This is a genomic window from Geobacillus sp. LYN3, assembly GCF_003064505.1.
Taxonomy (GTDB): Bacteria; Bacillota; Bacilli; order Bacillales; family Anoxybacillaceae; genus Parageobacillus_B; species Parageobacillus_B toebii.
This window is the reverse complement of record NZ_QCWL01000001.1, coordinates 2,485,389-2,497,436: the sequence shown is the minus strand read 5'-3', so window position 1 is coordinate 2,497,436 and position 12,048 is coordinate 2,485,389. Positions and strand designations below refer to the sequence as shown.

General features: G+C 41.1%; 15 protein-coding genes. 9 read left to right on the top strand and 6 right to left on the bottom strand.

Features of this window, described 5'->3' with window-relative positions; translation table 11 throughout:
- Positions 1 to 2: 2 nt before the first annotated feature.
- A complete protein-coding gene (locus DCC82_RS13115) occupies positions 3 to 899 on the top strand; it encodes a deoxyribonuclease IV (protein ID WP_062678755.1) in 897 nt (298 codons plus the stop codon).
- A gap of 12 nt (positions 900 to 911) precedes the next feature.
- On the opposite strand, the gene DCC82_RS13110 is transcribed toward DCC82_RS13115, so the two are convergent.
- The gene (locus DCC82_RS13110; protein WP_015864515.1) at positions 912 to 1,178 is read right to left on the bottom strand and encodes a DUF2624 domain-containing protein; all 267 of its coding nucleotides are present in this window, start codon (positions 1,176 to 1,178) and stop codon (positions 912 to 914) included.
- Between the two features lie 148 nt (positions 1,179 to 1,326).
- Between DCC82_RS13110 and DCC82_RS13105 the strand changes: the two genes are divergently transcribed.
- From DCC82_RS13105 to zur, 4 genes are all read left to right on the top strand, one after another.
- Entirely contained in the window at positions 1,327 to 1,440 is a 114-nt protein-coding gene (locus DCC82_RS13105) for a hypothetical protein (RefSeq protein WP_373467249.1), read from the top strand.
- Between the two features lie 96 nt (positions 1,441 to 1,536).
- The gene (locus DCC82_RS13100; RefSeq protein WP_062752932.1) at positions 1,537 to 2,295 is read left to right on the top strand and encodes a metal ABC transporter ATP-binding protein; all 759 of its coding nucleotides are present in this window, start codon (positions 1,537 to 1,539) and stop codon (positions 2,293 to 2,295) included.
- 15 nt (positions 2,296 to 2,310) lie between these two features.
- A complete protein-coding gene (locus tag DCC82_RS13095; RefSeq protein WP_015864513.1) occupies positions 2,311 to 3,144 on the top strand; it encodes a metal ABC transporter permease in 834 nt (277 codons plus the stop codon).
- Between the two features lie 6 nt (positions 3,145 to 3,150).
- The gene (gene zur / locus DCC82_RS13090; RefSeq protein ID WP_062752930.1) at positions 3,151 to 3,576 is read left to right on the top strand and encodes a zinc uptake transcriptional repressor Zur; all 426 of its coding nucleotides are present in this window, start codon (positions 3,151 to 3,153) and stop codon (positions 3,574 to 3,576) included.
- Between the two features lie 20 nt (positions 3,577 to 3,596).
- Here zur and DCC82_RS13085 read toward each other — a convergent pair whose 3' ends face one another.
- Complete coding sequence (locus DCC82_RS13085) at positions 3,597 to 4,157, bottom strand: hypothetical protein (protein WP_097354752.1); 561 nt, start codon at positions 4,155 to 4,157, stop codon at positions 3,597 to 3,599.
- Between the two features lie 260 nt (positions 4,158 to 4,417).
- On the opposite strand from DCC82_RS13085, the gene DCC82_RS13080 reads away from it, so the two are divergent.
- Entirely contained in the window at positions 4,418 to 4,765 is a 348-nt protein-coding gene (locus tag DCC82_RS13080; RefSeq protein WP_097354751.1) for a hypothetical protein, read from the top strand.
- Between the two features lie 25 nt (positions 4,766 to 4,790).
- Here the strand turns inward: DCC82_RS13080 and ispG are convergent, their stop codons facing one another.
- A complete protein-coding gene (gene ispG / locus DCC82_RS13075; RefSeq protein WP_015864509.1) occupies positions 4,791 to 5,882 on the bottom strand; it encodes a flavodoxin-dependent (E)-4-hydroxy-3-methylbut-2-enyl-diphosphate synthase in 1,092 nt (363 codons plus the stop codon).
- Positions 5,883 to 5,971: 89 nt separating this feature from the next.
- Positions 5,972 to 6,301 carry a LysM peptidoglycan-binding domain-containing protein gene (locus DCC82_RS13070; RefSeq protein ID WP_015864508.1) on the bottom strand — a complete coding sequence of 110 codons (330 nt, stop codon included), beginning with the start codon at positions 6,299 to 6,301 and terminating at the stop codon, positions 5,972 to 5,974.
- A gap of 176 nt (positions 6,302 to 6,477) precedes the next feature.
- Between DCC82_RS13070 and DCC82_RS13065 the strand changes: the two genes are divergently transcribed.
- From DCC82_RS13065 to pstA, 3 genes are read left to right on the top strand one after another with little or no spacing between them, the layout of a single operon-like run.
- On the top strand, positions 6,478 to 7,374 hold the full coding sequence (locus DCC82_RS13065; protein WP_171698599.1) for a phosphate ABC transporter substrate-binding protein PstS family protein: 897 nt from the start codon (positions 6,478 to 6,480) through the stop codon (positions 7,372 to 7,374).
- Between the two features lie 60 nt (positions 7,375 to 7,434).
- Positions 7,435 to 8,325, top strand: a complete 891-nt coding sequence (gene pstC, locus DCC82_RS13060; protein WP_015864506.1) for a phosphate ABC transporter permease subunit PstC — start codon at positions 7,435 to 7,437, stop codon at positions 8,323 to 8,325.
- Position 8,326: 1 nt separating this feature from the next.
- Positions 8,327 to 9,241, top strand: coding sequence for a phosphate ABC transporter permease PstA (gene pstA, locus DCC82_RS13055; protein WP_097354750.1), 915 nt, complete (start codon positions 8,327 to 8,329; stop codon positions 9,239 to 9,241).
- A gap of 28 nt (positions 9,242 to 9,269) precedes the next feature.
- Here the strand turns inward: pstA and DCC82_RS13050 are convergent, their stop codons facing one another.
- Together DCC82_RS13050 and DCC82_RS13045 are read right to left on the bottom strand one after the other, a co-directional pair.
- Complete coding sequence (locus DCC82_RS13050; protein ID WP_015864504.1) at positions 9,270 to 10,046, bottom strand: DUF1189 domain-containing protein; 777 nt, start codon at positions 10,044 to 10,046, stop codon at positions 9,270 to 9,272.
- 122 nt (positions 10,047 to 10,168) lie between these two features.
- Entirely contained in the window at positions 10,169 to 11,899 is a 1,731-nt protein-coding gene (locus DCC82_RS13045; protein WP_062678750.1) for a methyl-accepting chemotaxis protein, read from the bottom strand.
- Positions 11,900 to 12,048: the final 149 nt, after the last annotated feature.

The window sequence follows — 12,048 nt, the reverse complement described above, 5'->3', positions numbered from 1 at the left end:
AAATGTTAAAAATTGGATCACATGTGTCAATGAGCGGAAAAAAGATGCTGCTTGCAGCAAGTGAGGAAGCTGTTTCCTACGGAGCAAATACGTTTATGATTTACACGGGGGCTCCGCAAAATACACGGCGTAAAAAAATTGAGGAGCTGAATATTGAAGCAGGGCTTGCCCATATGAAAGAGCATGGCATTGAAGAAATTGTTGTACACGCTCCATATATCATTAATATCGGCAACACAAAAAATCCGGACACGTTTGCTCTCGGTGTAGAATTTTTGCGATCTGAAATCGAACGGACCGAGGCGATTGGCGCAAAACAAATTGTTCTTCATCCTGGAGCGCATGTTGGGGCAGGCCCGGAAGCAGGAATCCGCAAAATTATTGAGGGGTTAAATGAAGTATTAACGCGTGAACAAACGGTGCAAATCGCGTTAGAAACAATGGCGGGAAAAGGTTCGGAATGCGGCCGCAGCTTTGAGGAACTCGCCCAAATTATTGATGGTGTCACCCATAACGAAAAATTGTCGGTTTGCTTTGATACGTGCCATACGCATGATGCCGGTTATAACATCGTCGATGATTTTGATGGGGTATTGGAAGAATTCGATCGAATTATCGGGTTAGACCGGCTTAAAGTGCTCCATATTAACGATAGCAAAAATCCGCGCGGAAGCCGGAAAGACCGCCACGAAAACATCGGTTTTGGACATATCGGTTTTGCCGCATTAAACTATATCGTTCATCATCCACAGCTTGCCGACATTCCGAAAATTTTAGAAACACCGTATGTCGGAGAGGATAAAAACAATAAAAAACCGCCATATAAGCACGAAATTGCCATGTTGCGCGCGCAAATATTTGATGAAGAGTTGTTGACAAAAATTATGAATGATGAATAAAAAGGGCAAAAGTCAGATGCCCTTTTTATTGATAAATTTTAAAAATAGTTCATTTGCTTTTTTAGCGGTTTGCGGTGATGTAATTTTGGCAAGTTCTTTCACCCATTTTTTTCGTTCTTGTGGATCAAACACATTAATTTTATTCGTCCGGGCGATATGGAGAATTTTTTTCGCTTGTTCCACCGTTAATGGAATGTCGTAATCATGACTATATGAAACAAGCTCCTCGGGGGTGATCGTTTTTATTTTTTGCTGAATGAGCTGTTGATAAAGGTTCATTTTCGACTCCTCCTCTTCCATAGGCATCATATGAAATGAAGAGCCAAAACGTGTATTGTAATGAAACAAAAACAAAAAAGGAAGGGTGTTTTTTGGCACAGAAACAACATAAAAAGGAGGCTCTCAGCCATATTTTTTCTTTATTTTTTTGGGAGCTTCCCTTGCGTCATTTTCGATCGAGCAGCTTTTAATCCCAAACCGAATTATTGATGGTCGGGTTATCGGGAGTTCGCTTATTTTAGATTATTTAATTCCAGATTAAATCGGCGATTCATTAACATTTACAAATGCCGTTCGATCGGTTATACTACGTTCGTAGTTAAATCGTAATTATTCTGAATTAGCAGGGGAGAACAGAATGAAAACAGAATATGTGTTGAAAATCGAACATGTCTCATTTCGGTACGAAAGAGAGAACGTGTTGGAAGATATCAATTTGGCCGTGCCTAAAGGTGCGTTTTTAGGGATCGTCGGTCCGAATGGTTCAGGGAAATCGACGCTTTTAAAATGCGTATTAGGCGTATTAAAACCGCAGCAAGGCAATATTTATTTGTTTGGGACGCCAATCGAGTCGTTTAAAGATTGGCACCGCATCGGCTTTGTATCACAAAAGGCAAACAGCTTTAATACCGGATTCCCTGCCACTGTGTACGAAGTTGTCGCAAGCGGATTAACGGCTAAACGCGGAATGTTTCGCTTTTTTACAAAAAAAGATAGACAGGCGGTATTGGAGGCAATTGAAGCGGTTGGGATGAGCGATTTTTCCCGCCAAAACATCGGAGAATTATCCGGCGGGCAACAGCAGCGTGTATTTATTGCCCGGGCGATTGTCAGCAAACCTGAATTGCTTATTTTAGATGAGCCGACTGTTGGTGTTGATATTCATCACGTACAAAGTTTTTACAACATGCTTGATGTGCTAAACCGGCGCCTTGGCATTACGCTTGTACTCGTCACGCATGATATTGGGACCATTACCAAAAAAGTGACGCATGTTGCATGTCTAAATAAACATTTATATTTTCATGGGAAAGCTGAAGAATTTGAGAAGCTCGAGGAGCAGGCATTGTCGCAATTTTACGGGCATTCACTTCATGTGCTTTCTCATCAACATTGATGGAGGAATGGCACGATGATTGAAGCAATATGGCAATACGAATTTTTACGCAACGCGTTTATAGCTGGAATATTAATCGGCTTGGCTGCTCCGCTCCTCGGTGTATTTATTGTTGTCCGTCGTCTGTCGTTAATTGCCGATGCGCTCAGCCATGTGACGCTTGCCGGTATTGCGGCAAGTTTGCTGTTGGGCAAAAGCTTTGCTTATTTTACAAACTGGAATCCGCTTTATGTGGGAATGGGGTTTTCCGTTTTAGGTTCACTGTTTATTGAAAAATTGCGAGCAATATATAAACATTATCAAGAATTAGCGATTCCGATCATTCTTTCTGGTGGAATTGGTCTTAGTGTAATTTTTATTTCACTTGCCGATGGATTTAATACGGATTTATTTTCCTATTTGTTTGGCAGTGTAAGTGCAGTGAGCCGTCAAGACGTATGGACGGTATTTATCATTGCTTGTGTTGTCATTGGCATTATTTTATTGTTATATAAAGAATTATTTCTCCTTTCATTTGATGAAGAGTATGCGGCGATCTCTGGCATTCGTGCGAAGCTTATTCATTTTATATTTATCGTTTTAGTAGCGCTCGTGATTGCTGCATCAATGCGGATTGTCGGCGTATTGCTTATTTCTTCGTTAATGACGCTTCCTGTGGCGGCGAGCATTCGGATTGCAAAAGGATTTAAGCAGGCGATTGGTTATTCGATTTTGTTTGGTGAATTATCTGTTATTGCTGGTTTGCTGCTGTCATATCAGCTTGATTTGGCACCTGGTGGAACGATCGTCATGCTTGCCGTTTTCATTTTGCTTATCGTAATCATGTGGAAAAATTGGAAAAGGGGATGAGGAGCGATGAATGTTGAGGAAGCAATTCGCTTAATGAAAAAAAAGGGATTTAAACACACTGGCAAGCGGGAAGATATGCTGCAGCTATTTGCTAACACCGATAAATATTTAACTGCCAAAGATGTATTAGAAGCATTACGGGACGATTATCCGGGATTAAGTTTTGATACGATTTATCGCAATTTATCGCTATTTGTAGGACTTGGTATTTTGGAAATGACCGAGTTATCAGGAGAAAAACACTTCCGTTTTACATGCAGCGCGCCTCATCATCACCATCATTTTATTTGTATAGAATGTGGAAAAACAAAAGAAATTTCGGTTTGCCCGATGGACGATTTAACAGGGCAATTGCATGGATATGAAATATCCGATCATAAATTTGAAATATATGGGAAATGCCCGGAATGCCAAAGGGATATCTCCACATAAGGAGATATCCCTTTGGTCATTTATAGAAGCCGTTCAATATGTTGCTTTGCTTCGAGCCAGTTTTTAACACGAATCACTTGCTTAGGAAGGGGGCCTTGATTATATGGCGTATCAAATAAAATGACGGGAATATTGCATTCTTCGGCAATATCGCAGGCATTGTCGTATTTGTCTTCGAAAAAGGCGGAAATATGATATGTTTTTACCGCTTCAATTTTGTCGTGTGAACCAATTAATTCAATATGATGATAATGAATGCCGTTTATTTGAAACCATCGTTCAGTCAGATCATATAAATGTCTGCCTCGGGCGCTTATATAAAATAATTCATATTTGTTTTTCCAGCTATTGATGACTTCAAGCGCATGTTCCGCCAGCGGAGCACATTCGTAAATCATTGCCTCGTATTTTTCCATCCATCGATCCATTTCTTCTTCCGTTGTATCATACAGTGGAGCTAAATTATATTGGGTAATGTCATTCAGTGTTAAATTTTTCTGAAAAGATTGGTTCAAATATGGAATAAAAGTACTCGGACAAGTAACCGTCCCATCAATATCAATACCAAGCCGCTTTTTCATATTTATTTTTGCACTCCTTTAATCCAAACATCCATGTATATTGTAGCACCATTAGGACAAGTATGCATTATTTTGTGTTCATGATCCGTTGTACAGAAGTAAAGCCCACAGTAATTGTCATAAAAGATATGGATGGCGATTTGGGACAAATCCAATGCTTCCTATTCGCTTTTTGCCATAGAAAATATTCACATTTATAATTTCGCATAACCGTCTCATACTAATTAATGCTCCTTAATTAAGGAAAGCGAGGGAAGCACATGGTTGAAGATCGCAACCGCACGTATAACGAAAGCTACGTGCAATCAATAGGAAAAGAAGAACCAGAACGTGATTTTATGGAAGAAACGGCGACAGAAATAGCAGAACCAGTTCGCCGCTATGATGAACGGGACGAAAAAGCAGTAAATGGAGCAGGATTAGGCTGGTTAGCGCTTGCTCTTTCGATTATTTCCTTATTTATTTGGCCTGTCTTATTAGGAGCAACAGGCATTATTGTCGGTTTTATCGCACGCCGGCGTGGTGCGGAAACGCTAGGTGCATGGGCCATCGGTATTGGGGTTGTAGCGATTATCGTCCGTCTGTTCATCATGCCGTTTTATGATTAATGTAAAAAGCTTGGCGCATGAAGCGTCAAGCTTTTTGTTTTGCGAAGTATTCTTCCGCTAATTTGTCGACTTCTTTTTTCAATTCTTCAACCATCTTTTCTTCTGGAACTTTACGGACGATTTTGCCATGACGGAATAGCAAGCCTTCGCCGCGTGCTCCAGCGATGCCAATATCCGCTTCGCGCGCCTCGCCAGGCCCGTTGACGGCGCACCCGAGCACCGCGACTTTAATTGGTGCTTTAATTTTTGAAATATATTCTTCAATCTCGTTAGCGATGCTGATTAAATCAATTTCAATGCGTCCGCACGTTGGACAGGAAATTAATGTAGCCGCATTGGACGCTAATCCGAACGCCTTTAATATTTCTTTTGCGACTTTTACTTCTTCGACCGGGTCGGCGCTAAGCGATACGCGAATTGTATTGCCGATTCCTTTGCTTAAAATGGCACCGAGCCCAGCTGCGCTTTTTACTGTTCCGGCAAATAGCGTACCCGATTCAGTAATGCCGAGATGGAGCGGATAATCAAATGTCCGTGCAGCTTTTTCATATGCTTCAATCGCCAAACGGACATCGGACGCTTTTAACGAAACGATAATATCGTGGAAATCAAGTTCTTCTAAAATGCGAATATGGTATAACGCGCTTTCGACCATGCCGTCAGCGGTAGGATAGCCGTATTTTTCTAAAATCCGTTTTTCTAAGGAACCAGCGTTGACGCCGATGCGGATCGGTATGCCGCGTTCTTTTGCTGCTTTCACGACCGCTTCCACTTTTTCACGGCGTCCAATATTTCCAGGATTGATGCGAATTTTATCGGCTCCGCCTTCAATCGCTTTAAGGGCTAGTTTATAGTCAAAATGAATATCCGCCACCAGCGGAATGTTAATGCGCTTTTTGATTTCCGGAATAGCGTTGGCCGCGCGCTCGTCTGGACAAGCAACGCGGACAATTTGGCATCCCGCTTCCTCAAGCCGCTTTATTTGAGCAACCGTTGCTTCTACATCATGCGTTTTTGTTGTTGTCATGCTTTGGATAATAACCTCGTTATTTCCGCCAATCGTTAAATTGCCAACGCGAACAGGACGAGTTTTTGAACGATGAATAATTTCACCCACGAGAAATTCGCTCCTTTAAGAAACAAGTTCATTTCGCTTTCTGAACTATTGTAACAATGTTTATCGTCACTTGACAAGAAATTCGCAGCTTAATGTTTGTATACCGGTATTTTATATTTTTTTCCAATTTGTAATGTTTGTGCTTTTTCGCCTGGATTTAATGCTTCAAAGTCGGTGATCGCCTTGTCAATAGGAACGGGAATCGACCCGTTTTGCAGCTTTTCCATAATGGACAATAGCGTATCTCCCGGTTTGACGGCTACCATTTGATACGGGATATGAACGTTTGTTTTTGCGTCTGCAGTATGTTCCGGGGGTGCTGTTGCTTTCGTTGAAGCGATCAATGTCCCTGTTGTTACATCGTAATAAATGATATAGATGGCGAGACATAGGACGAAGGCGCTGATTGCTTTTTTCACCTATTATTCCTCCAATGAACGTTGTTAGTAACTATGTATGCTCGTCCCGAAAAAAATATGTAAAATATGCTTGTCTTCTTTACGTAAACTTAACATTTGCTTAATAAAGGCATAAAACTCGTTCGTTACAATGAACATGTACATGGGCAACAGAAAATAATTGGGAGGGTCAATCGATGATGCGGAAAAAACCAATCAGATTCGGAATTGCTGCATTGTTAATAACGGGGATGCTTGCGGGGTGCGGAAAATCGGATAACACAACAGGGGAAAATTCCGGAAACACAGAAACAAAGCAAGAAGAATCGTATTCTGGAACGATTACGTTAGCTGGATCAACCGCTCTTCAACCGCTTGCTGAAGAAGCAGCAAATCAATTTATGGAAAAATACCCTGATGTTTCGATTACTGTACAAGGGGGAGGAAGCGGAACAGGCGTTAACCAAGTTGCTGCTGGTGCTGTACAAATCGGAAACTCGGATGTTCCATCTGCAGAAAAGCTGGAAGATAAATCAAAAGCTGGAGAGCTTATCGATCATAAAGTAGCAGGAATTGCTTTTGCCCTTGTAGTGAATAAAGATGTCAATGTTGATTCTTTAACAGTACAACAAATTCAAGATATTTTCTCTGGAAAAATTACAAACTGGAAAGATGTTGGCGGAAAAGACGAAAAAATTAACGTCATTAATCGTCCTGCTTCCTCTGGAACACGTGCTACTTTTGAAAAAACGGTGATGAAAGACGTAAAAATAAACGAAGCGATTGGAACTGTTCAAGATTCCAATGGTGCGGTCGAACAAGCGATTAACTCAACGCCGGGATCGATTAGTTATATTGCGATGTCCTACTTAATCGGTGAAAAGAAAGATTTAAAAACGTTAAAAATCGATGGTGTAGAACCAACGATCGAAAATATCAAAACGGAAAAGTATCCTTTCTGGTCTTATGAATACATGATTACAAAAGGCGAGCCGAAAGATGCAGTGCGCGGATTTATCGAATACGTGAAAAGCAAAGAATTTGCTCCGAAAGTAAAAGAAATGGGCTACATTCCTATGCCTGAATTAGAGTAATTCCATTAAAGGCTGGCTACATCGTTTAGCCAGTCTTGTGCTTCATGAGGTGATGGAAGAATGAAAGAGAAAAGAAAGCTCAATTATTGGAAAAACGAATATATAGGAAGGATCCTAGTAACTTTTTGTGGTCTCTTGATCGTTATTACTACTCTTTCTATTATTGCGTTTATTTGTGGCAAAGGAATCCAGTCATTTACGGAAAGCGGAATTTCTCTGAAGGAAATGCTGTTCTCGACAGAGTGGAGGCCAAGTGATTCGCAGCCGAAATATGGAGCCGTTATTTTTATCGTTGGGTCAACGCTTGTATCGATTGGAGCGGTGTTGTTAAGCACGCCGATTGCGATCGCTCTTGCTATTTTCATGCATTTTATTTCTCCAAAATTCGGTTCGTCCGTATTAAAACCAGTATTGGAGCTGCTTGTCGGCATTCCGTCCGTCGTTTACGGTTGGTTAGGTGTTACGATTCTTGTTCCGCTTCTTCGTGAATGGTTTGGCGGCGTGGGATTTAGTTTGTTAGCTGGAATTATCGTATTAAGTGTAATGATTTTACCGACGATCACAAGCATCACGTCAGATGCGCTGAACAGTGTTCCGTTTTCTTACTTAGAAGCGTCGTACGGACTTGGGTCAACGAGATGGCAGGCGATTAGCCGGGTGATCGTTCCAGCAGCAAAAACAGGAATTTTAACTGGCATCGTCCTTGGGCTGGCAAGAGCGTTCGGCGAAGCATTAGCGGTGCAAATGGTGATCGGAAACACGGTGAAACTTCCTTCAGGATTATATAGCCCAACAGCGACATTAACCGGAATTTTAACGATGGATATGGCTAATACGATAAACGGTACTGCTTGGAACAATGCGTTGTGGACATTGGCGATGATTTTGCTGCTTATTTCCTTTTTCTTTATTGTGCTTATACGAATGATCGGACAAAGAGGGGAACGATAATATGAGATCGAGAGTGGTCGATAAAATTTGGACGGGCATATTTTATGTGATTGCTGCTTTCGTCATTAGTTTGCTTATCTTCTTTTTTGTGACGGTTTTGTCAAAAGGCTGGGGATTTTGGCAGCCAGATTTTCTGTTTGGAAAACCAAGCAATACGCAAGCAGGTGGAGGAGTTGGTCCTCAGCTTATTAACTCGCTTTATATGCTTGTTATTACGTTATTGATTTCTGTTCCATTAGGATTAGGAGCGGGAATTTATTTGGCGGAATATGCCAAACAAGGAAGAATGCTTAATTTTATTCGGTTGTGCATCGAAACGATGGCATCTCTCCCATCGATTGTCGTTGGATTGTTTGGATTATTGGCGTTTGTGACGCTAACAGGATGGGGCTACACGTTAATTGGCGGCGCGTTGGCGATTACCATATTAAACTTGCCAGGATTGACGCGTATATGTGAGAATGCGATTTTAGATGTTCCCTCGAGCATAAAGGAAGCTAGTCTTGGGTTAGGAGCGACGCGGTGGCAAACGTTAGTGAAAGTAATTCTTCCGGCTGCGCTTCCGCAAATCATGACAGGGGTCATTTTAGCAGCGGGGCGAATTTTTGGCGAGGCAGCCGCATTAATTTATACCGCAGGATTAACGACACCGTTATTAAACTTTGCTGCCGATTTATCGAGCAAAGCACACCCATTGAATGTTTTTCGGCCGGCAGAAACGTTAACCGTACACATTTGGAAATTAAATTCAGAGGGAATTGTTCCAGATGCGAAAATAATTGCGGCGAAATCCGCAGCGATACTTGTTATTATGGTTCTTTTGTTTAATATGACCGCTCGTTTTGCCTCCGCTGCATTGCAACGCTATTTTTCGGGGAGTCGCCGAACCAAAAAAAAGATGAGTAACGCTGCATAAAAAGGCCACTATCGTTGCCGATAGCGGCCTATTCGTTTTGCGGTTTTGCGGAAGGAACTTCTTTCATTGCCAAAAATAGCACGGCAATCGAGACGAACCAATGAATAAATGGAGCATATGGCACAACTGTTTGCAGCGCCTCCATAACCGTGAAAAACACTGTTGATAAAGTAACGGCATATGCTGACATAATCCAAGTATGGCGATATTGTAGTTTTTTATCAAGAGTGCTGCGCAAAATTAATCCGAAGAAGGCGAGAATACAGATGCCAATAAATTTGCTCGCGCTTGCGAATAAATAAATAATAAGAAGCGACAACGGAATGAAAACAGGCAGCAGTGACTGCATGGTTTCGATAAAGGAATGGACATCTTCGTCTGTTATTTTTATATCTGGAAACGTAGAATAGCTATAATATTGTGGTTGATGATTGGCAACTAATACAGCTTCGTGTTTTAAAAGCCCGATCGCGTTGTTAAAGCGCTCTACATCTTCTTTTGTTACTTGGCCGGTGCTGTCAAAAATAATGGTAAAGCCGTGCTGATCAATATGAATGGGCTCTTTGGCAGAAGAATGCAATTGGCCGTTTTCAATCGTAAACGAAGGGAGTTCATTTTGTAAAAGAGCACTTGTACTGCGAATTCCTTCGACAAAAGAAGTGGTTAAGTAATAGGCCATCGGTAAGATAGAAAGAAAGGTTAACAAAAATACATATCCAATCGTTTTTCCAATTCCTTGAAAGCGAAAACGTGCGATATCTTTCGGCGAGTATAAACTTTTCCATAGCTGCACAAACATATTCATCCTTGACACATCCTTCCTATTCTCCATTGTCCATTGTATATTGTGTGCGTTTATAATTCAACTAAAGACGCAGGCAATAAAAAAATCTCCTAGGAACGTTTTGGTTCCTAGGACCAATGTGGTCATACTTTAAACATTTGTAGAAGCCCATTTAATTGATCAACGAGTTCGGTTAACGATTGGGAAGCATGTAAAACCTCATCCATTGAAGCGCTTTGCCGCTGAGTAACGGCCGCAACATGTTCCATATTTCCAGCGATTTGTTGGGCGATGGAAGCGATCTCTTCCATGTTTATGGACATTTTTTTTGTTTGTGCACTGACGTCATGAACAATGGCGGACACTTCTTTTGACTGCTGCGAAACGTTGTTTACTGCTTGGACGATTCCTTTAAAAGCAGTTTCCGTTTGATAGACCATTTCCATTCCGTGTTCAAGCACTTGCGAACCATTGGTCATTGATTGTACCGCTCGTTCTACTTCCTGCTGGATTTCTTTAATAATGGTTTGAATTTGTTTAGAAGCTTGGCTAGTTTGTGAAGCCAATTTTCTAATTTCATTTGCTACTACGGAAAAACCTTTGCCATGTTCCCCAGCACGCGCTGCTTCGATCGCCGCATTGAGAGAAAGAAGATGGGTTTGATCTGCGATATTGCTAATTAAGGAGACGATTTGATCGATTCGGTTTGATTTTTGTCCTAACATATAGATGGCTTCCGCCGTTTCTCCTACTGTTTTTTGTACAACACTCATCTGCTTTACTGTTTGGTCCAGCAGCTCATTTCCCGCGTGTGCTTGATCGTTTGCTTTGCTTGTTGAGGATTCTACATCAGCGATGGAAGCAGCTGCCTGCTCCATTCCGTTGGCGATTTCATGGAAAAACTGCGAAATTGCTATGGAAGAACTCGCTTGTTTTTCTGTGCCAATTGCTGCTTCGCGCATAGCGATGGCAATTTGTTCTGACGCTTTTTTCGTTTCGTAGGAGGTGCGCCGCAACGTTTTCGAAGATGCTGTGATATGTTTCGAGCTTGCGTCTACATGTTCAATTAGTGTAGTAAGGCTGTCAACCATTTGGTTAAATCCATCTGCCAATGCTCGGATATCTTTGCTAGAATAAGCCAGCTGAACTCTTGTTTGTAAATTTCCTTTTCCTACTTGATGCATCGCCTGCTTTAACGAAGCAATCGGTTGAGTAAATCGGCGAATAATAAAAAAACCAATAAAGCTTGTGAACAATATGGTGAGCAATGAAACGAGAATACTAACCCGTCTATATTCAAAAACGGACTGCAAATAGTCTTCTTTTTGAAGGGCTAAAACATAGATTTGACCGTTTAAATCGATCGAAGGCGCAAACGATAAAGTCAATTCTCGAAAATGGAGAATTCCTTTCTTCTGTTTTTCTATTTGCTTGATCACAGAACGTGGCAAGGACGGTAATGGGCTAGGAAAATTCCCTAACTTTTCAACACCTTTTTCTTTTGTAATGATAAATTGCATCGGTTGCAAATGAAGAGTATTAAACTTACGCTGATTCAGTGTTAGTGCATAAGATAGTTTTTTATAAAATTCCTCATTGGTTGCGGAAGATTTTAACATAGAAATTTTTTCGATCATTACCTCGGTTGACAGTTGCATTTGTTGTTCTATGGATTGGATGGCGACTTGCTTGTTTTTTTCATAACCGATATAAGCGATAATCGAAGAGGAGATGCACGTGATAAAAACAATGACAAATACTAAGATGGTCTGTAAGTTCCAGCTGCTGATTAAAGAAAACGGTGTGAAACGTATGGTGTTTCTCTTAGATGGGAGTGAGAATATCTTTGGCCAGGTCAGCTTTTGTCGTTTCATTCTTTATACGCTCCTTTGTTCGTATAGAATCTAATCATTCCCCAATGTAACTAATTATTTTTAATATTTTGTTAAGGGAATGTATAAAGTGTGTTAAGCGAGCGGCTGAAGTTTACAAGCAAATAAATTGAAACATTGTGGCAATTTTG

Bases quoted from the DNA above. Each gene is read 5' to 3' on its own strand.
- DCC82_RS13110 (WP_015864515.1), bottom strand. From the start codon at position 1,178: ATGAACCTTTATCAACAGCTCATTCAGCAAAAAATAAAAACGATCACC.
- zur (WP_062752930.1), top strand. From the start codon at position 3,151: ATGAATGTTGAGGAAGCAATTCGCTTAATGAAAAAAAAGGGATTTAAA.
- DCC82_RS13100 (WP_062752932.1), top strand. From the start codon at position 1,537: ATGAAAACAGAATATGTGTTGAAAATCGAACATGTCTCATTTCGGTAC.
- DCC82_RS13080 (WP_097354751.1), top strand. From the start codon at position 4,418: ATGGTTGAAGATCGCAACCGCACGTATAACGAAAGCTACGTGCAATCA.
- DCC82_RS13050 (WP_015864504.1), bottom strand. From the start codon at position 10,046: ATGAATATGTTTGTGCAGCTATGGAAAAGTTTATACTCGCCGAAAGAT.
- DCC82_RS13095 (WP_015864513.1), top strand. From the start codon at position 2,311: ATGATTGAAGCAATATGGCAATACGAATTTTTACGCAACGCGTTTATA.
- DCC82_RS13085 (WP_097354752.1), bottom strand. From the start codon at position 4,157: ATGAAAAAGCGGCTTGGTATTGATATTGATGGGACGGTTACTTGTCCG.
- DCC82_RS13065 (WP_171698599.1), top strand. From the start codon at position 6,478: ATGATGCGGAAAAAACCAATCAGATTCGGAATTGCTGCATTGTTAATA.
- DCC82_RS13115 (WP_062678755.1), top strand. From the start codon at position 3: ATGTTAAAAATTGGATCACATGTGTCAATGAGCGGAAAAAAGATGCTG.
- DCC82_RS13045 (WP_062678750.1), bottom strand. From the start codon at position 11,899: ATGAAACGACAAAAGCTGACCTGGCCAAAGATATTCTCACTCCCATCT.
- pstC (WP_015864506.1), top strand. From the start codon at position 7,435: ATGAAAGAGAAAAGAAAGCTCAATTATTGGAAAAACGAATATATAGGA.
- pstA (WP_097354750.1), top strand. From the start codon at position 8,327: ATGAGATCGAGAGTGGTCGATAAAATTTGGACGGGCATATTTTATGTG.